This window comes from Massilia haematophila (genome assembly GCF_042647645.1).
Taxonomy (GTDB): domain Bacteria; phylum Pseudomonadota; class Gammaproteobacteria; order Burkholderiales; family Burkholderiaceae_D; genus Telluria; species Telluria haematophila.
Genome location: NZ_JBHRVV010000001.1, coordinates 884,166 through 909,424 on the forward strand (window position 1 = coordinate 884,166; position 25,259 = coordinate 909,424).

Annotated in this window: 23 protein-coding genes; 5 read left to right on the forward strand and 18 right to left on the reverse strand. The window is 68.7% G+C overall.

Going from position 1 to position 25,259, the window contains the following annotated elements; all coding sequences use genetic code 11:
- Nucleotides 1–3 precede the first annotated feature (3 nt).
- The gene (locus tag ACFOPH_RS04080; RefSeq protein ID WP_379733692.1) at nucleotides 4–708 is read left to right on the forward strand and encodes an NAD(P)H-binding protein; all 705 of its coding nucleotides are present in this window, start codon (nucleotides 4–6) and stop codon (nucleotides 706–708) included.
- A 44-nt stretch (nucleotides 709–752) separates the two neighbouring features.
- On the opposite strand, the gene ACFOPH_RS04085 is transcribed toward ACFOPH_RS04080, so the two are convergent.
- Complete coding sequence (locus ACFOPH_RS04085) at nucleotides 753–1,250, reverse strand: hypothetical protein (protein WP_379733694.1); 498 nt, start codon at nucleotides 1,248–1,250, stop codon at nucleotides 753–755.
- A gap of 87 nt (nucleotides 1,251–1,337) precedes the next feature.
- Entirely contained in the window at nucleotides 1,338–2,198 is an 861-nt protein-coding gene (gene asd, locus ACFOPH_RS04090) for an archaetidylserine decarboxylase (protein WP_379733696.1), read from the reverse strand.
- 227 nt (nucleotides 2,199–2,425) lie between these two features.
- Between asd and ACFOPH_RS04095 the strand changes: the two genes are divergently transcribed.
- Nucleotides 2,426–4,633, forward strand: coding sequence for a TonB-dependent receptor plug domain-containing protein (locus tag ACFOPH_RS04095; RefSeq protein ID WP_379733698.1), 2,208 nt, complete (start codon nucleotides 2,426–2,428; stop codon nucleotides 4,631–4,633).
- A 165-nt stretch (nucleotides 4,634–4,798) separates the two neighbouring features.
- On the opposite strand, the gene ACFOPH_RS04100 is transcribed toward ACFOPH_RS04095, so the two are convergent.
- The 10 genes from ACFOPH_RS04100 to hcaE form a co-directional block, all read right to left on the reverse strand.
- Nucleotides 4,799–5,668: an alpha/beta fold hydrolase gene (locus tag ACFOPH_RS04100; RefSeq protein ID WP_379733700.1), complete on the reverse strand. Its 870-nt coding sequence runs from the start codon at nucleotides 5,666–5,668 to the stop codon at nucleotides 4,799–4,801.
- 19 nt (nucleotides 5,669–5,687) lie between these two features.
- A complete protein-coding gene (dmpG, locus tag ACFOPH_RS04105; protein ID WP_379733702.1) occupies nucleotides 5,688–6,725 on the reverse strand; it encodes a 4-hydroxy-2-oxovalerate aldolase in 1,038 nt (345 codons plus the stop codon).
- A gap of 15 nt (nucleotides 6,726–6,740) precedes the next feature.
- Nucleotides 6,741–7,685 (reverse strand): acetaldehyde dehydrogenase (acetylating), encoded by a 945-nt coding sequence (locus tag ACFOPH_RS04110; RefSeq protein WP_379733704.1) that lies wholly within the window; start codon nucleotides 7,683–7,685, stop codon nucleotides 6,741–6,743.
- A 17-nt stretch (nucleotides 7,686–7,702) separates the two neighbouring features.
- Nucleotides 7,703–8,488, reverse strand: coding sequence for a 2-keto-4-pentenoate hydratase (locus ACFOPH_RS04115; RefSeq protein WP_379733706.1), 786 nt, complete (start codon nucleotides 8,486–8,488; stop codon nucleotides 7,703–7,705).
- Nucleotides 8,489–8,506: 18 nt separating this feature from the next.
- Entirely contained in the window at nucleotides 8,507–9,451 is a 945-nt protein-coding gene (locus tag ACFOPH_RS04120; protein ID WP_379733708.1) for a 3-carboxyethylcatechol 2,3-dioxygenase, read from the reverse strand.
- Nucleotides 9,452–9,538: 87 nt separating this feature from the next.
- Entirely contained in the window at nucleotides 9,539–10,813 is a 1,275-nt protein-coding gene (gene hcaD, locus ACFOPH_RS04125) for a 3-phenylpropionate/cinnamic acid dioxygenase ferredoxin--NAD(+) reductase subunit (protein WP_379733710.1), read from the reverse strand.
- A 40-nt stretch (nucleotides 10,814–10,853) separates the two neighbouring features.
- Nucleotides 10,854–11,693, reverse strand: a complete 840-nt coding sequence (gene hcaB, locus ACFOPH_RS04130; protein WP_379733712.1) for a 3-phenylpropionate-dihydrodiol/cinnamic acid-dihydrodiol dehydrogenase — start codon at nucleotides 11,691–11,693, stop codon at nucleotides 10,854–10,856.
- Complete coding sequence (hcaC, locus tag ACFOPH_RS04135) at nucleotides 11,690–12,010, reverse strand: 3-phenylpropionate/cinnamic acid dioxygenase ferredoxin subunit (RefSeq protein ID WP_312552497.1); 321 nt, start codon at nucleotides 12,008–12,010, stop codon at nucleotides 11,690–11,692. Before hcaC ends, hcaB begins: the two co-directional genes overlap by 4 nt.
- 5 nt (nucleotides 12,011–12,015) lie before the next feature.
- Nucleotides 12,016–12,558, reverse strand: coding sequence for a 3-phenylpropionate/cinnamic acid dioxygenase subunit beta (hcaF, locus tag ACFOPH_RS04140; RefSeq protein ID WP_312552499.1), 543 nt, complete (start codon nucleotides 12,556–12,558; stop codon nucleotides 12,016–12,018).
- A complete protein-coding gene (gene hcaE, locus ACFOPH_RS04145; RefSeq protein WP_379733714.1) occupies nucleotides 12,551–13,915 on the reverse strand; it encodes a 3-phenylpropionate/cinnamic acid dioxygenase subunit alpha in 1,365 nt (454 codons plus the stop codon). Before hcaE ends, hcaF begins: the two co-directional genes overlap by 8 nt.
- A gap of 204 nt (nucleotides 13,916–14,119) precedes the next feature.
- On the opposite strand from hcaE, the gene hcaR reads away from it, so the two are divergent.
- Entirely contained in the window at nucleotides 14,120–15,028 is a 909-nt protein-coding gene (hcaR, locus tag ACFOPH_RS04150; RefSeq protein WP_379733716.1) for a DNA-binding transcriptional regulator HcaR, read from the forward strand.
- A gap of 16 nt (nucleotides 15,029–15,044) precedes the next feature.
- On the opposite strand, the gene ACFOPH_RS04155 is transcribed toward hcaR, so the two are convergent.
- The 4 genes from ACFOPH_RS04155 to ACFOPH_RS04170 all read right to left on the reverse strand — a co-directional run bounded on the left by ACFOPH_RS04155 (nucleotide 15,045) and on the right by ACFOPH_RS04170 (nucleotide 18,517).
- On the reverse strand, nucleotides 15,045–15,902 hold the full coding sequence (locus ACFOPH_RS04155; protein ID WP_379733718.1) for an EamA family transporter: 858 nt from the start codon (nucleotides 15,900–15,902) through the stop codon (nucleotides 15,045–15,047).
- Nucleotides 15,899–17,134, reverse strand: coding sequence for a TCR/Tet family MFS transporter (locus ACFOPH_RS04160; protein WP_312552504.1), 1,236 nt, complete (start codon nucleotides 17,132–17,134; stop codon nucleotides 15,899–15,901). Before ACFOPH_RS04160 ends, ACFOPH_RS04155 begins: the two co-directional genes overlap by 4 nt.
- 62 nt (nucleotides 17,135–17,196) lie before the next feature.
- Nucleotides 17,197–17,850, reverse strand: coding sequence for an HD domain-containing protein (locus ACFOPH_RS04165; protein ID WP_379733720.1), 654 nt, complete (start codon nucleotides 17,848–17,850; stop codon nucleotides 17,197–17,199).
- Nucleotides 17,834–18,517, reverse strand: coding sequence for a ribonuclease HI family protein (locus ACFOPH_RS04170; RefSeq protein WP_379733722.1), 684 nt, complete (start codon nucleotides 18,515–18,517; stop codon nucleotides 17,834–17,836). Before ACFOPH_RS04170 ends, ACFOPH_RS04165 begins: the two co-directional genes overlap by 17 nt.
- Nucleotides 18,518–18,673: 156 nt before the next feature.
- On the opposite strand from ACFOPH_RS04170, the gene ACFOPH_RS04175 reads away from it, so the two are divergent.
- Nucleotides 18,674–20,554, forward strand: a complete 1,881-nt coding sequence (locus ACFOPH_RS04175) for a S9 family peptidase (RefSeq protein WP_379733723.1) — start codon at nucleotides 18,674–18,676, stop codon at nucleotides 20,552–20,554.
- Between the two features lie 173 nt (nucleotides 20,555–20,727).
- On the opposite strand, the gene ACFOPH_RS04180 is transcribed toward ACFOPH_RS04175, so the two are convergent.
- Both ACFOPH_RS04180 and ACFOPH_RS04185 read right to left on the reverse strand, forming a co-directional pair.
- Nucleotides 20,728–21,300, reverse strand: coding sequence for a YXWGXW repeat-containing protein (locus tag ACFOPH_RS04180; RefSeq protein ID WP_379733725.1), 573 nt, complete (start codon nucleotides 21,298–21,300; stop codon nucleotides 20,728–20,730).
- 265 nt (nucleotides 21,301–21,565) lie between these two features.
- The gene (locus ACFOPH_RS04185) at nucleotides 21,566–21,805 is read right to left on the reverse strand and encodes a hypothetical protein (protein WP_312554560.1); all 240 of its coding nucleotides are present in this window, start codon (nucleotides 21,803–21,805) and stop codon (nucleotides 21,566–21,568) included.
- 236 nt (nucleotides 21,806–22,041) lie between these two features.
- Here ACFOPH_RS04185 and ACFOPH_RS04190 point away from each other — a divergent pair, with 236 nt between their 5' ends.
- Nucleotides 22,042–25,245, forward strand: a complete 3,204-nt coding sequence (locus ACFOPH_RS04190) for a penicillin-binding transpeptidase domain-containing protein (RefSeq protein WP_379733727.1) — start codon at nucleotides 22,042–22,044, stop codon at nucleotides 25,243–25,245.
- Nucleotides 25,246–25,259 lie beyond the last annotated feature (14 nt).

Sequence of the window (25,259 nt, forward strand, 5' to 3'; positions counted from 1 at the left end):
CCCATGTCCACGACCGACTCCTCCATCCCGGCCGCCCCTGGCCGCAAGGTGATCCTCGCCGGCGCCACCGGGCTGGTGGGCGGCCACATCCTCGACCGCTTGCTGGCCGACGACAGCGTCGGCGCGGTGCACGTGCTCGGCCGCCGCGCCCCAGTGCGCGCGCATCCCAAGCTGCGGGCGCATGTCGTCGATTTCGCGGAGTTGCCTGCGCTGCCGGCCTTGCCGCAGGCCGACGAGGTCTACCTGGCGCTCGGCACCACGATCCGGCAGGCCGGCAGCCGCGCCGCTTTCCGCGCCGTCGACCTGGACGCCAACCTTGCGGTGGCGACCGCCGCCTTCGAAGCGGGCGCGCGGCGCATCGGCCTGGTCAGCGCGATGGGCGCGGACCCGGGCTCGCGCATCTTCTACAACCGGGTGAAGGGCGAGCTCGAACATGCGCTGTCCAGGCTGCCCTGGTCGGCGCTGGTGATCGCCCGGCCGTCGCTCCTGCTCGGCGACCGCGCAGCGCTCGGTCAACCGGCCCGTTTCGGCGAAGGACTGGGGGCGCGCATCGGCGCCGCCCTGCGCCCGCTGATCCCGATGAACCTGCGGCCGATCGCGGCGGAGCGCGTGGCCCAGGCGCTGCTGACCCTGGTCCCGAGCGCCGTCGGCAAGCACGTGCTGTTTTCCGGGGCCATGCAGCCCGGGATGGCCGAAGCATCGCCTTGACAGGTAGCGAGCCGTCGTCGCGACGGCTGGTTTTCAGCGCCGGCTCAGCGCCGCCGGCCAGAAAGGAAGGCGATGCGTTCCCGGTCGCGGATGGCGCCGATGGCGGGAATCGGGTGACTGAAGCCCGATGCGCGCAAATCCTTCAAAGAACAGTGGAAGCCGGCATCCCACGCGACCCGGATCCGGTAATACAGCTCATGCTCGTCCCTGAATAACTCCGCGCGCCCGGCGTGCTCCTGTTCGTCCCAGCTCTCCTGCACGATGCCGGCGGCGACATAGCCCGCGCCGGTCATGCTCTCGTATGCATAGATGACGTCACCTTTTTTCATCTGGCGCAGATGATCCGCATACGCATTGTGCATGTCCTGCTGCACGCCATCGCCGGGTGGGGTACCGGGAACCGGTTTCGGAGTGAGGTAGGCATAGCCTTCCCTCAGCCAGAAGTGGATCGGATTGTCGACGACCGCGCTCGGATGATGGCGTTTATACCACTTGAGATCGGTGTTCACGAAAAAATGGGAGGAGCTGGTCGAGGTCGGCATGGTGTCTTTCAGGATGGACTGTGAAAGATTATGCGTCGTGCCGCTCGGCAATTCAATGGCGCTGACGCCCTGGCCGCGGCCTGTTCGTCAGGCAGCGGGCGCCGGCCGGTTCCCCATCAACTCGCCCAGGCGCACCGAACGCTCCGGCGCCCACTGCTCGTTGAAGCGGATGGTGTTTTCCTTGAACAGCATCACGACCGTCGAGCCGAGCAGGAAGCGGCCCATCTCTTCGCCTTTCTTCAGCACCACCGGCTGGGTGTCGTAGGTCCAGTCGCAGATGCGCGCCATGCGCGGCGGATTGACCACGCCATGCCAGGCGGTGGCCATGCTGCCGACGATGGTGGCGCCCACCAGCACCATGACGAAGGTGCCGAATTCCTCGGACTCGAACACGCACACCACGCGCTCGTTGCGCGCGAACAGGCCGGGCACGCCGCGTGCCGTGGTCGGGTTCACCGAGAACAGGGCGCCGGGGACGTAGATCATGCGCGTCAGGCGGCCGTCGCAGGGCATGTGGATGCGGTGGTAGTCCTTCGGGCTCAGGTAGAGATTCGCGAAGCTGCCGTGCTGGAAGTGCGAGGCCAGCTGGGCGTCGCCGCCGACCAGTTCGGCGGTGGTGAACTTGTGGCCCTTGGCCTGCAGGATGCGGTGGTCGTCGATCGCGCCGAACTGGCTGATCGCGCCGTCGACCGGGCAGACGAAGTCCGCTTGCGCCAGCGGACGCACGCCATCCTTCAGCGGCCGGGTGAAGAATTCGTTGAAGCTGGCGTAGCTGGCGATGTCGGGATTGGCCGCCTCGGCCATGTCGACGCCATACTTGCCGACGAACCAGCGGATCAGGCGGGTCGTCATTGCGCCGCCTCTGGCGCCGGCGACGCGTCCGGCAAACGAGGTCAGCGCCTGCTTCGGCAGGACGTATTGTGGCAGTACTTTAAAGCGGTCGGACACGGTTCGAGGCCCCAGACAATAAGGATTGCGAATTATAAATAAGGGACGCGCCGGTGCATATCATTGTTTTATGCAGCGGCCGTGGCTGCCCAGTGTAGCGCATCGGCCCGTTAGCGGGCGTCCGCTGCTTGTCGGGCCGGGCATGCATATCAAAAAAATATTCTCCATGGCAACGCAAATGGCCAAAACTGAACGACAATACGCGCTTCCTTCATTGTCTGTACGATATGCACCCCGCTTTTTCCCCGATCCGCCTGACGCTGCTGGCCGCGGCACTCGCTTCCACCTTTCCGCTGCACGCCCAGGAAACCCCGCAACCAGGCACCACCAAGGCTGAACATGTCACGCCCGCGCCCGCGCAGAAGATGCAGACGGTCGAGGTCAAGGGCAGCGCCGAGGCCTACGACCCGCGCCGCGACGACACGGCGACCAAGATCGTGGTCAGCCAGGAAGAGATCGTCAAGTACGGCGACACCAGCGTGACCGACGTGCTCAAGCGCGTGCCCGGCATCACCGTCAACAGCAGCAACGGCCGCGGCGGCGAGATCCGCATGCGCGGCCTGGGCGCCGGCTACACCCAGATCCTGATCAACGGCGAACGCGCGCCGGCCGGCTTCTCGATCGACCAGCTCGCGCCCGACGTGATCGAGCGCATCGAGGTGCTGCGCGCGGCCAGCGCCGAGTTCTCGACCCAGTCGGTGGCCGGCACCATCAACATCGTGCTCAAGCGAGCGGTCCGCAGCGCCCAGCGCGAACTGAAGGTCGGCATGCGCCGCTCCAGCAGCGGCGCGCGCGGGCCAAACCTGAACCTGCAGCTGTCCGACAAGCTGGGGAAGATGTCGTATTCGATCTCGGGCGCCGCCGCCCACGAAAGCTTCGGACGCACGGCCACCGTCACCGAGGACGCGTTTGCCGACAGCGGCCTGCAGACCCAGGCGCGCAGCACGGTCGGCGTCGAGGACGGCTCCTTCACCTACGCCAGCCTGGCGCCGCGCCTGAACTGGAACCTGGAGAACGGCGACACCCTCACGTCCCAGACCTTCCTCAATGCCGGCAAGTTCAGGACGCGCACGGACGAAGCCGCGCGCACCGCCATCGGCGCGCCGGCGCCGTATCCGAACCTGAACCTGGCGAACGAGTCGAAGAACAGCTACTTCCGCACCGAGTTGAACTGGGTGCACAAGATGGCCGACGGCGCCAAGCTCGACACCAAGCTGGGCGTGCAGCGCGGCGAGAGCGACAACGAGCAGCGCCGCGCCACGCCCGCCGGCGCGCTGCGCCCGCTGGATAACCTCGTCGCCTCGAACAGCGAGGACCGCGGCGTGACCAGCACCGGTAAATTTTCGAAGACGATGTTCGAAGGCCATGCACTGGGCATGGGCTGGGACGGCGGCTACAACACGCGCGAGGACGAACGCGTCGAGCTGGAAGCCGGCCGCCTGGTGTTGCCAGGCCTGCCGGAGGGCGAACAGTTCGAGGCCCAGGTCGCGCGCCTGGCGCTGTATGCGCAGGACGAGTGGAGCCTCAGCCCGCGCCTGTCGGTCTATCTCGGCGCGCGCTGGGAGGGCATCCGCACCCGCACCTCGGGCAATACCTTCGACACCGGCCGCTCGCGCTCGAGCGTCTGGAGCCCGGTGCTGCAAACCCTGTGGAAGATCCCTGAGACCAAGGGCGACCAGGTGCGCTTTGCCGTCACCCGTACCTACAAGGCGCCGAACGTGTCGAGCCTGATCCCGCGCCGCCAGACCTCGGTCGACAACCGCTCGACCGATCCCGACTACCAGGGCAATCCGGACCTGCAGCCGGAACTGGCGCTGGGCTTCGACCTCTCGTACGAGCACTACTGGGCGGAAGGCGCGCTGCTGTCGGCCAGCGTCTCCTCGCGCCGCATCGACGGCTATACCCGCAACCTGGTCGACTTCGACGGCGCGCGCTGGGTCGCGATGCCGATGAACGCCGGTCGCGCCGAGACGCGCGGGCTGGAGCTGGAAGCGAAATTCCCGCTGAAGGCGGTCATGGAAGGCGCGCCGGCGATCGACCTGTGCGCCAGCCTGAGCCGCAACTGGTCGGAGGTGGACGGCGTGCCCGGACCGGACAACCGCCTGGACGGCCAGACGCCGCTGTCGGCCAACCTCGGCGCCGACTACAAGAAGGGCAGCTTCAGCACCGGCGCCAGCTTCGCCTACAAGCAGGGCGGGCAGGTCCGCCTGTCCGAGCGCCAGACCTCCTATATCGAGGCGCGGCGCGACCTGGAAGCCTATGTGCTCTACAAGTTCACGCCCAAGCTGCAGCTGCGCGTGGCGGGCCAGAACCTGCTGGACCAGGACTTCACGCACCGCAGCAGCTATCTCGAGGATGGGCGCGGGCTGGTGGTGCGGCGTGGGGTGTATCCGGTCGGGGTGTCGCTGCGGGCGACGGTCGAGGCGAAGTTCTGATCGCAGGCGGGCGCCGTGCGCGCGGGCCAGGGTGTATCTGGCTGAACGCGCAAAAGGCGCCCGTCCACTCTGCATGCAGAGCCAAAACGGCTTGAATTCAGTCAGACAGACCCTGGGTGCGGGCGGCCGCGCCGCCCCTGGGTCGGGCGACGGGCCGGGGTTTCTTCAGTGGGCAAGAAAGTCCAGGACCATGCGATTGAATGCATCGGCATGTTCCCACTGTACCCAGTGGCCGCAACGGTTGAAGACGTGCAGCTGTGCGTTCGGGATTCCCGCGATCAGCTTGAGGCCGGTGTCCATGGCCACGAAGCGGTCGTCGCGGCCCCAGACCACCAGCGTCTGCGCGGCGATCTCGCCCAGGCGCGGCCCGTAATCGGTGAACTGTTTCGGATTGGCCGCGAGGCTCTTCAGGAAGCTCTCCAGGTGGTCGCGCCGCGCCAGGATGTTGGCCAGGCGCTGCTCCATCAGTGCGTCGGTGATCGCGGTGGCATCGTACACGAAGACGTTCATCAGGCGCTTCAGGTTCTCGATGGTCGGCTCGCGATAGACGCCGTTGAGCAGCTTGATGCCCTCGGTCGGCATCGGCGCATACAGGCTCGGTCCGCCGGTGCCGCCGCCCATCAGGATCAGCTTGCCGATGCGCTCCGGATTGGCCAGCGTGAACGCCACCGCACTATGCCCGCCCATCGAATTGCCGACGATGTGCACCCGGTCGATCGCCAGCGCATCGATCAATGCCTTCAGGATGGCCGCGTTCAGCTCCGAGCGCGATCCGGTGTTGACGATCGTGTCGCTCTTGCCCCAGCCCGGGCAATCCATCAGGATCACGCGGTAGCCAGCGGCGACCAGCGGTTCGATGTTGCGGTGGAAGTTCGCCCAGCCGGTCGCGCCGGGGCCGGAGCCGTGCAGCATCACGACCGTTTCCGCGCCGCTGCCGACGTCGTTGTAGTGGATGTTCAGGTCCAGTTCGCCGTGTCTGATCCGTACGAACCTGCTCGTCGCTGCTTCGTCCAGCGTGGATGCGTTGTTGGTCATCTCGTGTCTCCTTTGCTTGTCAATGGTTCTGCTGTGCCGCGCCGCGCTTGAGCATGTCGAGCGCGACGTCGACGATCATGTCTTCCTGCCCGCCGACCATGCGGCGCTTGTCCAGTTCGACCAGGATGTCGAAGGCCGGCAGGCCGTACTTCTGCGCCGCGCTTTCCGAGTGGCGCAGGAAGCTGCTGTAGACGCCGGCATAACCGAGGGCCAGGGTTTCGCGGTCCACGCGCACCGGACGCTCCTGCATGGGGCGTACGATGTCTTCGGCGGCGTCGATCAGCTTCCTGACGTCGCAGCCGTGGTTCAGTCCCATGCGGTCGACGGCCGCGATGAACACTTCGAGCGGCGCATTGCCCGCGCCCGCGCCCATGCCGGTCAGGCTGGCGTCGATGCGGTCGCAGCCGTGTTCCAGCGCCACGATCGAGTTGGCCACGCCCAGCGACAGGTTGTGGTGGGCGTGCATGCCGGTCTGCGTTTGCGGCTCGAGCACGTCCTTGAGCGCCTTGAAGCGGTCGGCGATGTCGTACATGTTCATCGCGCCGCCCGAGTCCACCACGTAGATGGTCGTGGCGCCGTAGCTTTCCATCTTCTTCGCTTCCTGGGCCAGCTGCTGCGGCGTGGTCATGTGGCTCATCATGAGGAAGCCCACCGTGTCCATGCCCAGTTCGCGGGCATATTCGATGTGCTGGCGCGAGATGTCGGCTTCGGTGCAGTGGGTTGCCACGCGCACGATGCGCGCGCCGGCATCATGGGCGTTCTTCAGGTCGTGGATGGTGCCGATGCCCGGCAACAGCAGCGTGGCCACTTTCGCGTGCTTTACGACGCCGGCGACCGCCGCGATCCACTCCAGGTCCGTGTGGGCGCCGAAGCCGTAGTTGAAACTCGCGCCCTGCAGGCCGTCGCCGTGGGCGACTTCGATGGAATCGACCTTCGCTGCGTCGAGCGCCTTTGCGATCGCGACGGCCTGCTCCAGGCTGTACTGGTGGCGCACCGCGTGCATGCCGTCGCGCAGGGTGACGTCGGAGACATAGATTTTCCGGGTCTTGTCGAACATGTGCATTCCTTCCGCTTACGCCGCGACTGCGGACAGTTGACGCTCCGCCATGCGTTCGGCCGTCTTCAGCGCCGCGCTGGTCATGATGTCGAGGTTGCCGGCATAGGCCGGGAGATAGTGGGCCGCGCCTTCGACTTCCAGGAAGACGGACACTTTCAGGCCGGCCGTCCTGCCGATGCCGGGCAGGTTGACGCCCTGTTCCAGCCGGTCGAACTGCACCTCCTGCTTCAGGCGGTAGCCGGGCACGTATTCCTGCACGGCGGCCGCCATCTCCTGGACCGAGCGGCGGATCGCTTCCTGGTCGGCATCGAGCTCGGTCATGCAGTAGACCGTGTCGCGCATCATCAGCGGCGGCTCGGCCGGGTTCAGCACGATGATGGCCTTGCCCTTTTGCGCGCCGCCGACCTGTTCGATCGCCTGGGACGTCGTTTCCGTGAACTCGTCGATGTTGGCGCGGGTGCCGGGGCCGGCCGACTTGCTGGAGATCGAGGCCACGATTTCGCCATAGAAGACCTTGGCCACGCGCGCGACCGCCGCCACCATCGGGATCGTGGCCTGGCCGCCGCAGGTGACCATGTTCACGTTCGGCGCGTCGAGATGGGCGTCGCCGTTCACCACGGGAATGCAGTAGGGGCCGATGGCGGCCGGGGTCAGGTCGACCATGCGGATGCCAGGTTTGAGCTGGCGCAGGAAGGCGTCGTTCCTGACGTGCGCCGACGCCGAGGTGGCGTCGAACACGAGGTCGATGTCGGCAAACGCCGGCAGCCGCGCCAGGCCTTCCACGCCTTCGTGCGTGACCGCCACGCCCATGCGCGCCGCACGCGCCAGGCCGTCCGAGTTGGGATCGATGCCGACCATCGCCGCCATCTCGATGTGCTTGCCGTGCCGCAGGATCTTGATCATCAGATCCGTGCCGATGTTGCCCGATCCGATGATCGCGGCCTTGAGTTTCTTGCTCATCGCTTGAGTCCTTGTCCTTATTCGCTGAATACCGCGCGTACGCTGCCCAGGCCGTCGAGCTGCGCCGTGAATGTTCCCGGCTGCGTCACGGCCGCCATCGGCCCGAGCGCGCCGGTCAGTACCACATCGCCGGCACGCAAAGGCGTGCCCAGCTTCACCATCGTGTCGGCCAGCCACGCTGCCGCGTTCAAGGGGTTGCCGAGGCAGGCGGCGCCGATGCCCTTCGACACCTGTTCGCCGGCGCGGTCCATCGTCATCCGGCAGGCGGCGAGGTCCAGCTTGCGCAGCGGCACCGGACGCGAGCCGAGGACGAACAGTGCGCTCGACGCGTTGTCGGCGACGGTGTCGACAAACCGGATGTTCCAGTCCTGGATGCGGCTGTCGACCACTTCGATGGCGGCCACCGCATATGCCGTGGCCGACATGATGTCGGCGAAGCTGTGCTTCTCGTGCGTGAGGTCGCGCTCGAGCACGAGGGCGATCTCGGCTTCGACTTTCGGCTGGATCAGGCGCGACAGCGGCATCGGTTCGCCGTCGCCGTAGGCCATGTTCGCAAACAGCGCGCCGAAGTCGGGCCGGTCCACGCCCAGCTGCTGTTGCACGGCGAGCGAGGTCAGGCCGATCTTGCGCCCGACGATGCGCTCGCCCTGCGCCAGGCGGGCGTCGACGTTCGCCTGCTGGACGGCGTACGTCAGCGCCATGTCGCCGGGCGCGATTTCCCGCCGCACCGGCGCCACCGGCCGGCGCGCGTGCTCGGCCTCGCGCAGCCTGCCGGCAAGGGTGTGTATGAGTTGTTCGGACATCTTGGCCTCCTCCTTGGTTTATGCCGCCGCCACGGGGACGGCGTGCATGGCCCCGAAACCCGCAATCCATTCGGGAATCGGGCGGTAAAAGTCGATCGACGCACGGTAGGGCCCGCAGGCGGACAGGGCGCCGAAGGCGGCGACCCAGGTGCGGATCTCGTGGGCGGACTTGCCGCCGTCGCGCGTGATCGCCGCGTCCGTCATGCCGTCCACGGCCGGCAGCTCGGTGGCCAGCCGTTCGAGGAAGGCCAGGTCCCATTCCGGGTTCAGCGGTCGCATGCTGCTGGTGCCCGCCGTGAACGCCCTGGCGGCGGCAACGGTGCGTTCCTGGCGCGCAGCGCGCGCCTCGGGCGACGGATTGCGGCCGGCGATGAGGCGCTCGGCCACTTCCGTGCTGGCGCCCGCCAGTTCCGGCACCGGCGGCTCGTGCGAGATGCCGCCCGAGCCGATGACCAGCACCCGCTTGCCGGTGCGCGCCAGGTAGCGTCCGATGGCCTCGCCCAGCAGGCGCGCGCGGCGCAGCGACGCCATCGGCGGCGCCACCGAATTGATGAACACCGGGATCACGGGGTAGCGGTCGAGCGCGCCCGTCAGCACTTCCAGCGCCTGCGCGCAGCCGTGGTCGACCTGCATGCGCCAGGACAGCGCGACGTCGATGTCGGCGGCCAGCACGCTTTGCGCCAGTTCGCTGGCGAGCGCGCCCGGCACGTCCAGCGGCCCGGCCAGGCTCTTGTAGTCGCCGATCGAGTCGGCCGCCGCACCGATGCAGAAGGGCGGCATCACGTCGTAGAAGAAGCCGTTGTAATGGTCGGGCGAGAACACGACGACCAGCTCCGGGTCGTAGGCAAGCACGCGCTCGCGTGCCGCCGCCTGCACGCGCTCGACGTCGGCCAGCACTTCCGGGGCCGGATCGAAGTAGCCGTGGAGGGGCGTATGGGAAAGGCATTCAAGATGAATTGGCATTGGCAAGCTCCAGCCGTCGGTCGACGGATCGGTCAAAAAGAGGAATCGGCACCGGCCCGGCGGTGCCGGGCACGGGGCGTTCCGGGCTCAGGCGGCCGCGCAGTCCAGCGCGCTGCCCGGCTGGGGCGCGCTCGCCGCCTTGGCCAGGGCGCGCAGCGGCTGCTGCGGGTCGAGCAGGACGTCGCGCGCGAGCCTTGCGCGCCGCTCCACGAGTTCGCGTGCGCTGCGCATCTCGCGCCCAAGGTTGACGGTCACGGCGCCCACCAGCGCGCCTTCGCCATCGAGGCCGAACAGGACGCATGGGGGCGCGGCCAGTTCGCCGCGGACGATCCACTCGGGCGCGGCCATGTCGCCGACAAACTGGACATTCAGGCCGCACTGGTCGGTCCAGAACCAGGGCGCGCTCTCGGGCTCCGGCGCCAGGCCGAGCATGGCGCGCGCGGCGGCGATTCCCTGTTGCTGTGCGTTTTCCCAGGTTTCGCGCCGTTGATGGCGGCCGCTGGCGGCGTCGAAGCGGCTGGCGACGTCGCCGGCTGCGTAGATATGCGGATCGGACGTGCGGCACTGGGCGTCGATCACGACCCCGTTGTCGATCGCCAGGCCCGCCGCTTGCGCCAGCGCGGTGTCGGGTTCCACGCCGATGCCGTAGATGACGGCGTCGCCGGCGATGCGCGTGCCGTCCTCCAAGGTCAGGACGATCTCGTCCTGTTCGCCCTGTTCACGCACCGCGCTCGCGATCCCCGCGCCGAAACGCAGGGTCACGCCGCGCCCGCGGTGGACGTCGCACAGGAAGGCGCCCAGCAGCGGCGGTGCACAGCGCCCCATGGCCGCGGGCGTGGCTTCGATCACGGTCACCTGTGCACCGAGATCGACCGCGCTGGACGCCAGTTCCAGGCCGATGACGCCGGCGCCGACCAGCACGATCCGGCGGCCCGGCTGCAGTTCTCCTGCCAGTTGCCGCGCGTCGTCGAGCGTGCGCAGCGTATGCACGTTGGGGCCGAGCGCATCGAGCAGCGGCAGGCGGCGCGCGCGGGCGCCGGTCGCGATCAGCAGCTTGTCGTAGGCGATGGTTTCGCCATCCCCGAGCGTCAGCGTGCGCGCCCCGGCATCGGGCACGGCGCCGGCCACGCCGAGCTTGAGTTCGATGTCCTGGTCGTCGTAGAACCGGTCGGGATGCACCGCGCAGCGCGTCTCCTGCGGACGCAGCAGCACGTCCTTGGACAGCGGCGGACGCTCGTACGGCGGGTGCGCTTCGTCGCCCACCAGGAGCACGCGGCCCGCGAAACCTTGCCTGCGCAGTTCGGCGGCGGCATTCGCACCGGCCTGGCCGGCACCGACGATGACATAAACGGGTCGTTTCATATTTTCTATCTCGACATGGATGGCCGGGATGCCGCCTGCATCAGAGATGCAGGCCGCCCGCGACGTGGCGGATGCCGCGGATTCCCAGGCCGGCATCGGCGTTGATCATCACGCCGCTTAGCACGCGGTTGTTGGCGCGCGAGGCGAGCATCACGTAGGGGCCGGTGAAGTCGGCCGGTTCGGGGAAGAACTGCAAGGGCAGGATGCCGGCGATCGCCTCGGGCGAGCGCGAATCCATGATGCGCTTGCCTTCCTGGCCGAGCGCCGCCGGTCCGCGCAGGTCGCTCGCCATGCCGCAGGGGCCGACGCCGTTGACGCGCACCTTGGGCGCCAGTTCGTAGGCCAGCTGGCGGATCAGGCCGACCGCCGCGTGCTTGCTGGCGGTATAGAGCGGTCCGCCGCCGCCCGGGTAGAACGAGGAGTTCGACAGCGTGAAGATCATGCTGCCCTCGCTCTCGACCAGGGCCGCAGCGGCGGCCTTGGCGCCGAGCAGGTAGCCCTTCACGTTGATCGGGAACAGCTCGTCGAAACCCTGGTCCAGCTGCTCGGGGCTCAGGTCCATCAGGCAGGAGGCATGGTCCCAGATCGCCGCGTTGCCGATGAAGGTGTCGAGTCGGTCGAAGCGCTCCAGCGTGGCCGCCACGGCGCGCGCATTGTCCTGGTGCGAGCGCACGTCGCCCTGCACGGCCACCACGTCGGCGCCGAAGCGGGCGTTCAATGCGGCCACCTTGTCCGGCGCGCGCTCCAACACGCCGACCCGGCAACCCTCGCGCAGGAAGCGCTCGACCAGCGCCAGCCCGAGTCCCGATCCGCCGCCGGTGATCAAGGCCACCTGGCCTTGCAGCCAGCCCGGGTGTTGCGTTTCCTGCGCGGCGCTCATGCGGCCTCCGGCACGTCGACGTAGATGTTGCCGTCCACCACTGCGACCGGGAAGGTGCGCAACGGCTCGGTGGCCGGCTGGCACAGGGCGGCGCCGGTCTTCAGGCAAAAGCGCGCCGCATGCAGCGGGCACTCGACCGTGCCGTCGTCCTCCACATAGCCCTCGGACATCGAGGCATTGCCGTGGCTGCAGCGGTCGGCCAGGGCAAACACCTCGCCGTTCGAACGGAACACCGCGACCGCGTCGCCGGGACCGTCGACCTTGATTGCCTCGCCATCCTGCAAGGCCTTGTCTTCGCAAACGAGAATACGTGTCATGATTGTCAGAAAAGTACGCTAAGGTTGTGGGTCGTCAGGGTTGCCTGGTCGAGCACGATCTCGCGGCGGCAGATCTGCCATCCCGCGGCCGTGTCCGCACGGCGTACCCGGTCCATGCGCTTGCCGGCATAGATGGCCTGGTCGCGTTCTTTCTGGGTGCGATACAGGAGGTAGTTCAGCCGGATGTCGAATTCGTCCGGACGATCCGTGGCCTTGACCACGATGTTGGTGACCAGGTGCCGGGTGCGCGAGGGCGGTTCCTCGGCCCAGGCCATGCCGGTTTCCAGCCGTGCGATGCGGCGTTCGAGCTGGGCGTGCGTATCGTTGAAGATCCAGGTCGTCGGCGGCTGCACGCCGCGGCGGCGGTCGCGCGTCTGCGCATTCGAGACGGTGCGCATCGTGTACTCCACGTCCTGGGCCAGCAGGTCCAGCCAGTCGCGGAAACGCCAGTCGTCCAGCAGTTCGGCCTCGTGGTACAGGAACTGCGCGAGTTCGTGGTGCAGTTCGAGCGGGACGGTCCGCGCACGCTCGACAGTGGTATCAGCCATGCTTGAGCACCTCCTCTTCGTACGCCTTGCTGCGTTCCAGCACTTGTGCCCATGTGTCGCAGGCCAGCAGGTCGGCCCAGCGGCGGTACATCGCACGGGCCGCCGTTTCCGAGAAAATGTAGTTCGTCACGCCCGGGATGCCGTCCTCGCGCAGTTTCTCGTTGCCGATGCCCATCTCGACGATCAGCTTGGTCTGGCGCGCGCGTTTGCCGCGCAGCACCTTCTGGATCTCGACCCAGTTCTCGGAGTCGTCCTGCTCGAGGAAGCCGGCCGGGCCGAAGGCGCGCGTCGCACTGCGCTCGAACGCCTGCTTGACGTCTTCGGGCGCGTCCTTGTCGGCGATGCAGAAGGCCCACACTTCGACCTGGTTCGGCCCGCGCGGGTGCCACACGCGCAGCGTGGCGGTGCCGTTCAGCCAGGACATGGTGGGGAACATGTTGTTGTGACCGGCCAGGCGCAGGGCGCGCACCTTGCCCAGGCGCTCTGCGGCCTCGGGATAGGTGTCGCGGTAGTACTGGGACACCATGCCGTCCACCCAGACGTTCGCATCCGGTTTTTCGGTGAAGAAGAAGCCGCTGCCGTGTCCGGCCTGGCCGTACTGCAGCGCGTCCTTGGCCGTTTCCCACACGGGGCGCGCGGTCTGGCCGGCGCCCAGCGCCTTGTCGGCGTCGTCGGCTTTCGCACCCAGGACCTGGACGGCCGAGGCGTGCGAGAACAGGGCGTGGTACTGGTCGCTGGCGAACTGTTCGGCAGGCAGCTTCCAGTTACAGTCGATCACCCACTTCTGCACGCCGCCGACGATTTCGGTGCCGCCCGGGCGGCGGTCGAGCACGCCGTCGAGGTACCAGGCGATATCGCCCATGTATTCCTCGAGGCTGGGCGCCGCGGGGTCCCAGTTGCCGAAGATCAGGCCCTTGTACTCGGCTACGCGCGTCACTTCCTGCAAGCCGAGTTTTTCATTGCACAGGCCGTGCGGATAGGCGCGCTGTTCCAGCGGGACGTCGACCAGGCTGCCGTCGGTGCCGTACGACCATCCGTGGTAGGGGCAGGTAAAGGCACGGGTATTGCCGCAATCGGCATGGCTCACGCGCATCGAGCGATGGCGGCACTGGTTCAGGAATGCCTTGATCGAGCCATCCTTCTGGCGGACCACGATGATCGGGTCTTCTCCCATGTAGGTATTGAAGAAATGGCCCGCCTTCGGGATCTGGCTGACGTGCGCCAGGAACAGCCAGCAGCGGCCGAAAATGCGGTCCAGTTCCAGGTCGTACAGTTCGGGGTCGGTATAGATCGATGATGCAACCCGGCCGGTTCGTGCGTCCACCAGCGCGTCGAAGTCGATGACTTTTTCAGACATTATGCGTCTCCTCTACGAGCTTCATATGATTAATGAATTCCACATATATTCGTTCGAACAGGAGCGCTTGTATAATATTTTGTTTGTAGTAATTAAGACGTTTCAGCGATAAGACGATCGAGGCGCCGCGAGACTGCCGTGCGGCAGGCCGCACGATCTCCCGTCCGCCGCGACGTCCATCGGTAATCGATCACAAGGAAGACCATGGAACTCCGACATCTGCGTTATTTCGTCGCCGTCGCTGAAGAACTCAGCTTCACGCGCGCAGCCGAACGCCTGCGCACGGCCCAGCCCTCGCTGAGCCAGCAGATCCGCGATCTCGAGGAGCAGGTCGGCACGCTGCTGCTCGCGCGTACCCGCCGCAAGGTGGAGTTGACCGAAGCGGGCCAGGTCTTCCTGACCGAAGCCCGCCTGACGCTGGCCCAGGCCGACCGTGCGCTGGTGCGGGCGCGCCAGGTTGGACGGAAAGACACGTCGACGATCACGATCGGTTTCGTTCCTGCCGCCGAGGTCCGGATATTCCCGAGCATCCTGCCGCGCCTGCGCATGCGTTTGCCCGAGCTGAGCGTCGAGTTACGCAGCATTCCCACGTTCGAACAGGAGCAGAAGCTGCTCGACCATGAAATCGATATCGCCTTCCTGCGCAAGCCGATCCGCTCGCCCGAGGTCGTGAGCGAAGTGGTGTTGCGCGAATCGCTGGTCGCCGTCCTGCCTGTCGGGCACCCGCTCGCGCAATACGAGGAGATCGACCCGCTGCAACTCGACGACGCAGCCTTCATCCAGCCGCATCCGCTGTATTCGGGCGACCTGCACAATGTCGTCGAGAGCTATTTCGCGCAGCACGGCGTGCGGCCGAGCGTCACCCAGGTCGCGACCAATACCTTGCTCTACCTGAACCTGATCGGTATGAAGCTTGGCATCGGCATCCTGCCGGCCTACGCCGCGTCGCTGACCAATCCCGCCATCTGCACCAGGCCGCTCGCAGCCCCCGCACCGGAGATCGAATTGTTGATGGCATGGCGCTCCGGCGACCAGTCGCCCCAACTGGGTGTGCTGCGCGAGCTGGTGGCGCAGCACGCGGCCGGAGAGAAGCGGCGGACGAAGGAGGCGTGACGCCGGAACCTGGCGTTCAGTTCAGGCGCATCGCCACCGCCCCGCAGGCGATCAGCGCCGCCGCGGCCAGCCGTCCCGGCCCGATGCGCTCGCGCAGGAACAGGAAGGCGATCACGGTCGCGAACAGGATCGAGGTCTCGCGCAGCGCCGCCACGGCGGCCACCGGCGCCTGCGTCATCGCCCACAGCGCCACGCCATACGAGCCGACCGACATCGCGCCGCCGCCCAGCAGCAGGGCCGGATGGCGGCGCGCGAAGGGCAGCAGCTCGCGCCGGCGGCGCAGGCCCAGGGCGGCGACGCCGAGCGCGGTGAAGACGAAGATCCACATGGTGTAGGCGGCCGGCGCGCCCGAGCGGCGCACGCCGGCGCCGTCGATCAGGGTGTAGGTGGCGATCACGCAGGCGGTGCACAGGGCCAGCAGGGTGGTGCGGCGCGCGGCTGTCCCGATGCCGCGCGCGCTGGCGAACATCGCCAGCACGCCGCCGCAGATCAGGCCGACCGCCAGCCACTGGCCGCCGGCCAGCCGCTCGCCCATGAAGAGCAGCCCGAGCACCGCCACGATCAGCGGCGCGCAGCCGCGCATCAGCGGATAGGCGTGGCTGATGTCGCCCTCGCGGTAGGTCTCCATCAGCAGCGCGTAGTACAGCACCTGGGTGATGCTCGAGGCGGCGACGAAGGGCCAGCTGGCGGGCGCCGGCTGCGGCAGGAAGGGCAGGGCCAGCAGGCAGAGCAGGCCGGCGCTGGCCGTGACCAGCACGGTCGAGAGGAAGGCGTCGCCTTTTGCCTTGACCAGCGCGTTCCAGCCGGCGTGCATCAGCGCCGCGCACAGCACGGCGGCCATCACGGGGCCGGAGATGCCGGCCGCCGGCGTCATGCTTTTAACCGGTGCTGGCGGAAAAATCGGATCGCCACGGGCACCGCGATCGCCTGCATCGCCGCCGACAGGAAGAAGCTGCTGCCGATGCGCCAGTCGTTGGGGGGAAGGTGGCTGACCGCGCCCAGGATGCCGGTGCCGATCAGCGGCGTGATCACGACCGCCAGGCTGCTGATCGATTGCAGGGAGCCCATCAGCTCGCCCTGTTCGCCGGGGCCGGCCTCGCGCGAGATGATGCCCTGCAGGGCCGGCCCGGCGGCGAAGGCCAGCAGGTTGCAGCAGATGAAGACGTACATCATCCAGCCCTGGGTCGCCAGACCATAGAGCACGAAGGTGATCGCGCCCGACGTCAGGCCCATGACGGCCAGGCGGGTCTCGCCGAAGCGCCGGATCAGCAGCGACAGCAGGCCGGCCTGGACCACGGCGGCGGCCAGGCCCACGCAGAACATGGCGATGCCGTTGTCGCGCGGGGTCCAGTCGAAGCGGAAGGTGGTGTACAGGACCCAGGTGGCCTGGGTCATCATCTGGCCGAAGGTGGTCAACGCGAACACGATCACCAGGCCGCGGATGTCGCGCCGCCCCACGAGCCTGCGCAGCGCGAAGAAGGGGTTCACGCGGCGCCAGCTGAAGGGTTCGCGGGTGGCGGCGGGCAGCGATTCGGGCACGAAGAAATAACCGTAGGCGAGGTTCACCGCGCACAGCGCGGCGGCCACGTAGAAGGGCAGGGCCAGGTTGTATTCGCCCAGCAGGCCGCCCAGCACCGGGCCGCAGATGAAGCCGAGGCCGAAGGCGGCGCCGATCTTGCCGAAGCTTTTGGCGCGGGTGTCGGGTGACGAGACATCGGAAGCATAGGCCATCGCCACCGACATGCTGGCCGCCGACAGGCCGCCGATCGCGCGCCCGAGGAACAGCCACGCCAGGCTCGGCGCCCAGGCGGTGACGAGGAAGTTCAGGCACATTCCGCCCATCGAGTACAGCAGCACCGGACGGCGCCCGACGCGGTCGCTGATCGCGCCCAGCATCGGCATGAAGATGAACTGCAGCAGGCCGAACACGGTGGCCAGGATGCCGTACCACAGCGCCTGCTCGTCGCGCCCGGCGACGAACTGCCCGACCAGCAACGGCATCACCGGCACGATCAGGCCGATGCCGAGCACGTCGATGAAGACGCTGACCAGGACGAAGTTCAGGTTGCCGGCGGAAGCCTGGTTCGGAGTCACCTTGCGCAGCATGGATGGTCCTGCCAAAAAGGAACCATCTTAGCATCGTACATATTAAAAAAGCATCGGCTGCCCTACGTCCCCAGCCACTCCTGCGCAAATTCCTTGCGGAACACCAGCAGCTTGCCCAGCCGCTCGTTGGCCATGTCGCGCCCGGCTTCGGTCTGCATCATCTCCGGCAGCCTGGCCAGCTTGACCACGATGTGATCGAGCGTCCAGGCGCGGTCGTCCGGTTCGCGGGCCTCGGCCAGCGGATCGCCCGGGTGGGCGAGGGCGCGGCCCAGGCGGCCGGCGACGTAGAACATGCGTGCCAGCCCGATCGCGCCGAGGGCGTCGAGGCGGTCCGCGTCCTGCACGATCTTCGCCTCGATCGTGGTGGCGGGAATCGCCGCCGAGTAGCTGTGCGCCTCGATCGCATGCGCCACGGCGTCTAGCCGGTCGGACGGAAAGCCGAGTTGCGCCAGCCGCTCGCGCGCCAGCGCGGCCGAGCGGCGCGAGGCCTGGGCGCGATCGGGATCGTCCTTCGGCAGGTTGACCAGGTCGTGCAGGTAGCTGGCCGCCATCACGACCAGGGCGTCGGCCTCGGGATGGTGGGCGAGCAGGGCTTCGGCGCTGCGCCAGACCCGTTCCAGGTGGCTGGCGTCGTGGGCGCCATCGTTGCCCGAGGCGCCCGCTGCCATGTCGGCGAAGCGCAGCCGCCAGGCGGCAAGGTCATGTTGTGAGGTCATCGGTTTCGTCGGCAAGGGAAGCGCGGGCGCGCTGCGACAAGGCGTCCGCTTCCAGGTTCTTGTGGCGCGGCACCCAGCGCAGGGTGACCGCGGGCAGTTGGGCCAGCAGCGCGTGCACGCGCGCACGCAAGGGCCGCAGCACGGGCGCGCTGTCCTCGGCGCTGCCGTTGACGTCGTCGACCACGACCCGGCTGTCGCCGTAGACCGTCAGCGCGCCAGCGCCGTGGGCGAGCGCGGTTTCCAGCACCAGGATCAGGGCGCGGTACTCGGCTTCGCTGCTGTTGCCCCAGCCGGCCGGCTGCGACAGCTCGACCAGTTCGCCGTTCGGCCCGGCCAGGCGCGCGCCGATTCCGCAGCGGCCCGGATTCGGCTTGGCGGAGCCGTCGAACCAGGCGCGCCAGGCGGTCGGCGCGCCTTCGTGGCGGGCGCGGCGCATGGCCAGCGCCGCGTCGCGCGCCGCGCGCTTCGCCAGCGCGCGGGCGGCTTCGGCCGCGCGCAGGGCCGCGCGTTCGGCCAGCAGGTGCGGCAGGCCGTGGGCCCCGGCGCTCGATTCGAGCGTGGCGCGCAGGGCGGCTTCGAATGGGATGCCGGTCTGCCGCACGAGTTTGCGGCTGGCGGCGAGTTCGGTCTTGTTGGCGGCGCCTTCGAGGCGGACGAGGTCGGTCATGACGTGAGCATAACCGCTTTCGGCGGCGTTGACATGGCGTGTAAAGCTTGCAACACTTGCCTGGCGTCATTTCGTGATGTATTCCGCCGTCGTTCAACAGGAGAACCCATGCGTTTGCTGCACAATGTCGTAAGAGCTTCCGCCTTGGCCGTCTGCATGGCCACCGCATTTTCGCCTTCGCACGCCGCTGCGCCAGCGCCTGCAAAGCAGACCCAGAAGGCACAGAAGGAACACAAGCGCTACACCATCGAGCAGTTCATGGCGACGACCTCGGTCAGCGGCGCCTCGTTCAGCCGCGACGAGAAGCAGATCCTGTTCAACAGCAACGCCTCGGGCATCTTCAATGCCTATGTGCTGCCGGTGGGCGGCGGCACGCCGCGCGCGCTCACCAATTCGACCACCGACAGCACTTACGCCGTGGGCTTCTTCTACAACGACGACCGCATCCTGTTCACGCGCGACCAGGGCGGCAACGAGCAGAACCACCTGTTCGTGCGCGAACTCGACGGCAGCGAGCGCGACCTGACGCCGGGCGCCAAGCTGAAGGCGGGCTTCGCCGGCTGGCAGCCGGACGGCAATGCCTTCTACGTGGTCACCAACGAGCGCGATCCGAAGTACTTCGATCTCTACAAGTACGACGCGAAGACCTATGCACGCAGCATGGTCTACCAGAACGAGACCGGCCAGACCGTGTCGGCGATCAGCCGCGACGGCCGCTGGCTGGCGCTGGGCAAGCCGAACACCACGGCCGACAGCGACATCTACCTGTACGACGTCGAGACGCGCGCGATCAAGCACATCTCGCCGCACCAGGGCACGGCCAGCTACAGCGCCCAGGATTTCGATCCGGAGTCGAAGCGCCTGCTGTTCACCACCAACGACGGCGGCGAATTCACGCGCGTGCGCGCCTACGAGCTGGCGACCGGCGCCGTGACGGACGTCGAGAAGGCCGACTGGGACATCCTCGGCACCGGCTACTCGCGCAACGGCCGCCACCGCATCAGCTACGTCAACGAGGACGGCAGCATCCGCCTGCGCGTGCTCGATGCGGCCGGCGACAAGCCGGTGGCGCTGCCGAAGACCAGCGGCGGCGAGATCCGCGGCGCGGTGTTCTCGCCGAGCGCCAGCCTGATGGCCTTCTACGTCAACGGCGACCGTTCGCCGAACAACCTCTACGTGCACGACTTCCGCACGAAGAAGACGACCCAGCTGACGCGCAGCCTGAGCCCCGAGATCGACCCGAACGACCTGGTCGAGGCCGAGGTGGTGCGCTTCAAGTCTTTCGACGGCACCGTGATCCCGTCGATCTTCTACAAGCCGAAGGGCGCCTCGAACCTGAACAAGGTGCCGGCGATGGTCTACGTGCACGGCGGGCCGGGCGGCCAGACCATGCGCGGCTACAGCGCCCAGATCCAGTACCTGGTCAACCATGGCTATGCGGTGTTGGGCATCAATAACCGTGGCAGCTCGGGCTACGGCAAGACCTTCTTCACCGCCGACGACCGCAAGCACGGCATGGAGCCGCTGTGGGACTGCGTCGAGGCCAAGACCTGGCTGGCCAGCCTGGGCTGGGTCGACCCGGAACGCATCGGCATCATGGGCGGCAGCTACGGCGGCTACATGACGCTGGCGGCCATGGCCTTCCGTCCGGAAGCCTTCAAGGTCGGCATCGACATCTTTGGCGTCAGCAACTGGATCCGCACGCTCGAAAGCATCCCGCCGTATTGGGAAGCCCAGCGCAAGGCCCTGTACGACGAGATCGGCGACCCGGTCAAGGACAAGGAATTCCTGACCGCGACCTCGCCGCTGTTCCACGCCGCGAATATCCGCAAGCCGCTGATGGTGATCCAGGGCGCCAACGACCCGCGCGTGATCAAACCGGAAAGCGACGAGATCGTCGAGGCGGTCAGGAAGAACAAGGTCGAGGTCGAGTACGTCGTCTTCCCGGACGAGGGACATGGTTTCTCGAAGAAGAAGAACCAGGCGGTGGCGAGCGCGAAGATCCGGGAGTTTTTGGACAAGCACCTGAAGCAGTAATGACGCGCCCTGTTTCGGCTGATCAAGCGCTGTACCGCGTGGACTCGGGAGTCCACCCTACCGTAGGGTGGGCACTTGTGCCCACGCGGTTTCACCCTCCGATTATCCGCGAAACCCAACAAAAAAAAGCGCCCCATGCGAGGCGCTTTTTCCTTATCCGCTCCGGTACGCGATCAACGGCGATACGGATTGTCCGGCCGGCTGTCGTAGCGGTTGCGAACCCCGTCGCCATCGCGGTCGCGGTCGTAGCGGTTGGGGACGCCGTCGTTGTCGCGGTCGCGGTCGTAACGGTTCGGCACGCCGTCGCGGTCGTAGTCGCGGCGGCCCTCGGTGCGCGGCGGCGGGCCGCGGCGGTCGCGGTCGTGCCAGCCGCGGTCGCCATAGTAACGGTCGCCGCGGTCGTAGTAGCGGTCGTTGCCCGCATAGTGGCGGTCGCGCGGGCTCCAGTAGCCCTGGGTCATGATCCAGCGGCCGCCGTTCTGGCGCCAGGCCGGCGGCGCATACACATAGCCGGGACGCTCGACGATGTAGGTGCCGGGGTTCCAGTGGTGGCGGTGGCCGCGCCACTCCCAGTAGCCGGGGCTCCAGACGTAGCCGCGGCGCACGCTCGGCGCGCGTTCGTACAGCGGGGCCGGCGGGGCGCTGCCGATATACACTTCCAGGTTGGCCTGGGCCATCGAGGGCAGCGGGGCGAAAGCCATGGCGCCGACGGCGAGCAGGGTAGCGAGAGGGAGGCTGGGTTTCATGTTCGTTCTCCAATTCCAAAGCGGATGATTCACTATATCAATCGCTTAGGCGCAACGGGGCGTTTGACGCATGTGCTTACAACTGAAACGATTTGCATCAGCGCGGCGACAACAGCTGAGGAGAAACGAGGGGAGAGAGGGAAGCGGAAGGGACGAGAAAAGCCGGGCGGGAAAATCGCTGCCGGGCGCGTTTAGTGCCTGTCCCGGCGGCGCTGGGTGCCGCGTAGGACAGGCGTTCGGCGCAGGGCCCGGCAGGCGCGGGCGATCAAATCCGGCTCCCGCTTGCGCGACGATCGGCCAGCAGCATTTGCTGTTTCTCGGCGTCGCTCAGGCGCTTGCCCTTGACGACCACGACGGCCATCTTGGTGTTGGTCGCGATGCTCGAATCCTGGATCAGCGCAGGGCGGGCCTGGGCTTCGGGAATGGCATCGGCGACGTAGCTGGCGGAGCCGGCGGCGGCGAGGGCAATGACGAAAACGGCTTCCATGTGCTTGGCGATGTTCACGGTGTTCTCCTTGCGGGTGGGTTTGCGATGGATGCACTGTAGCCAAGGCCGTCCCAAGGCTCCACCGGATTGCGACGAGCCGCATGAAAAGCGGGATGGCCTGCACAAAAACGGCGGCCAAGGTGCATCGACCCGGTACGCCTGCTCGGCCGTATCCGCATGCTTTTCACCATCCCCCGGCTAGGCCTGCGCGAGACGCGGCGCCTGGATGCCGCCAGGGAGGCTCGATGCAGGGAATGATCGCGACAGTAATCGATGGCCTGGCCGCCAGCGGCCGGGCGCGGCGGCGCGCGCGCAACCTGCGCGCCGGCGCCGCCCGGACCTCGGTATCGGTGCCGGCGCCGAGCCGGGCCGCCGTGCGTGCGCCTACGCCTGGCGCGGCCCCCTGGCTGGGCCTGGGTGCGCTGGCGCTCATACTCGGCGGCGCGATCCTGATCGTCCACCATGCGCGCACGCTCGGGGCGCAGGCGCTGCCGGAGGGCACCGCTACCGGCCTGGTGCGCGACCTGCCCGCCTTCCAGTCGGCGCTGCCGGGCGTGTCCTTCCGGGTGCCGGACCAGCCCGGCGTCTCGCTCGGCAGCCATGGCGGCGGGGCGCTGCTGGTGCTGGCGAACATGCGGCCCGAGCGGGCGGTCGCGATCGACCTCTGCGAGCAGATGCTCGACCGTGGCAGCGGCCGGCTGTCGCCGGTGCGCATCGGTTACCGCTTCGAGGACGTGGCGCGCTGGGCCAGGCGCAACGAGACGGCGAGCAGTCCGGTCACCCTGCGCAACGTGGTGCTGGCCGGCCAGCCCATGCCCCAACTCGACATCGGCGGCCATGCGCGCGCCGGCGCGCCGCTCGCCGTGAGCTGGAGCGGCGCGCCGGCCGCGCGCTGGATCGGCGACGCCAGCAAGGGCAGCATCGGCAAAGGCGAATGCGGGGAGGGCTTGCTCGGCCGCCAGGGCTGGCTGGTGTGGGGCGAGCGCGGGGCGCTGCGGGTGACGCGCCGCACCAAGGCCGCCTGCGCGGCCGGCGAACTCGTGCTGCAGCGCTACCTGCCGGCGCCGGCCGGCACGCAGACGGCGCTGGTAGCGGCCTTTCCCGTGCACGGCGAGGTACGCAGTGCGACGCTGGCGCCGGGCGAATACCGGGTGCCATACGAGGCCGCGCCGCGGCTCGAGGACGGCGCCCTGTTCGACAGCCTGCGCGAGCACGGCCTGGTCCGGCTTTCTCCTTCCGGCCTGGTCGAGGTGGCGCCGCGCGACCTGGCCCGCTGGCGCGCCGCCGATCCCGCCCAGCGCGCCGGCGACCTGCGCAGCTGGGGCGGCGTCGTACTCGACGCCGCCGGGTTGAAGCTGCTCGAGCGTTTGCACCACCGCGCCGACGGCGCCTACGTGCAGGAACAGATCCGGGTCTACAACAGCGAGCGGCGCCTGCTGGCCTGGCGCCTGCGCCCGAACGGGCTGGGCGTGGCGGTGCAGGCCGGTGTGGTGACAAGCGCTGGCGCCGTGGCCGCCGCCGCCAGCGCCGCCATGCCGCTGGCGGCGGCGCGCCTGTTTGACCGCTTGCCGCAGGGCTGGGAGCCATGGACCCGCGTCGCCGACTGGCCGGCGCATGCCGGCACGGCGCGCCTGGCGCTGGTGCTGCCCAGCACGATGAAGCCGGCGCGCGGCGGCGAGCGCATCGCGCTCATGCTGGCGGGACGCGTGGGCGCGATCGAGGGCGCCCGGCTGGTGCAGGCGCGCCCGGCGTGCGGCGGACGGGCCTGCATGCGGCCGGACGACGTACGCGAGTTGGAACTGGCGCTGGAACCCGGCGCGCGCCGCGTGCTGCTGGAAGCCGCGCCGCTCGACATGGCGGCGGTCGGCACGGCCGGCGACGCGGCCTATCGCCACCTGGTACTGCGCCAGGGCGGGCTGCGCTGGCAGGCGTTGCCCGACGTGGGGCGACCCGGGCCGGGTGCGCCGACGCCGGTGATGCTGGCGGACCGCGACGGCGCCGCGCTGTGGCGGGGCGGCCGTCCAAGCGACAGCGCGGCCGCGGCCGGGCTCGACACGCTGCTTGGCCTGCGCGCGGACCATGCGAACAGCGTCGCCGGCATGCTGGGCCGGCTGCCGGCGCCGGGCGGCCGGCCGCATCACGCACAACTCACGCTCGACCTGGCGCTGCAAACGGCCGCCCAGGGCGCGCTCGATTGCGTCGGCCTGCGCCGCGGCACCTGGGACGGGGCGCGCTGCCACGGCGGCGCGGCGCCGCCGCCCGGTCGCCAGGCGGGCCTGGTGCTGCTCGACACCGGCAGCGGCGACATCCTCGCCGCCGCAAGCGCGTCGAGCGGGGGCGCACCAACGGCCGCGGCCTGGAACGAGCTGCGCGACTTCGACCGCGTCGACCCGGCGCGCAGCCCCCTGCGCCAGGCCGCGCTGCAGCACGACGGCGGCGCCGAGCGCAGCCCCGGCTCGACCTTCAAGATCGTCAGCGCGCTCGGGCTGGAGTTGGCGGCGAAACAGGATCCGCGCCTCGATGCGCTGCTCGACGGCATGCCCCTGTCCGGCATCAACGCGATGGCGGCGGCCGGCGGCCATGCCTTCCGCACCGACGCCGCCAGCTATCCGCTGGGGGCCGGCGCCCGCATCACCAACTTCCGCGACCAGCACCTCGACCGCCGTGCCCAGGACGGCAGGCTGGGCCTGTCGCAAGCGCTGACCTACAGCCTGAACACCTGGTTCGCCTGGACCGCCGAGCTGGCCGACCGCAGCCTGCTCGGCAAGCCCCAGGGCGGGGCGCCCAGCCTGCGCGCGCTCGATCCCGGCGCGCTCGATGGTGTGCGGCCGGTGGCCGACATGGCGCGCCGGCTCGGCTTCGAGCGTCCCCTGCGCCTGGACGGCGGCCTGCTGCCCGCCGACTACCGCTGGCGCGACTGGGACGCGCTGCAGGCCAGCATCGCGGGCAGCGACCCGATCGGCTCGCGCCACGAGCTGCGCCAGATGGCGATCGGGCTGCGCATGCAGGCGACGCCGCTGCACATGGCGCTGGCGGCCGGCGCCGTCGGCGAAGGCCGGGCGATCGCGCCGCGCCTGCTGCTCGCCCTCGACGGCCGCGCAGCCGCCGCCGGGGCGGGCGAGCCGCTCGGCGTGCGCCTGGACCGCATCCGCGCCGGCCTGCGCGGCGTGGTCGCCCACGGCACGGCGGCCGGCGCCTTCCGCGCGCCCGAGTTCGACGGCCTGCGCGCTGGGCTGTACGGCAAGACCGGCACCGCCCCGGTCGGCGACGACGGCCTGGCCACGGTCTGGTTCACCGGCTGGCTCGAGCCGGGCAGCATCCCGGGGCAGGACCGGCGCCTCGCCTTTGCCGTGTTCGTCAGCCGCTCGACCGAGACGGGTGGCGCGCATGCGGCGCCGGTCGCGGCCGCGCTGCTGCGCTCGATGCTGGTCCAAAAGCAGGAACAGACGGGAAAGTGAGCCTCTCCAGCGCG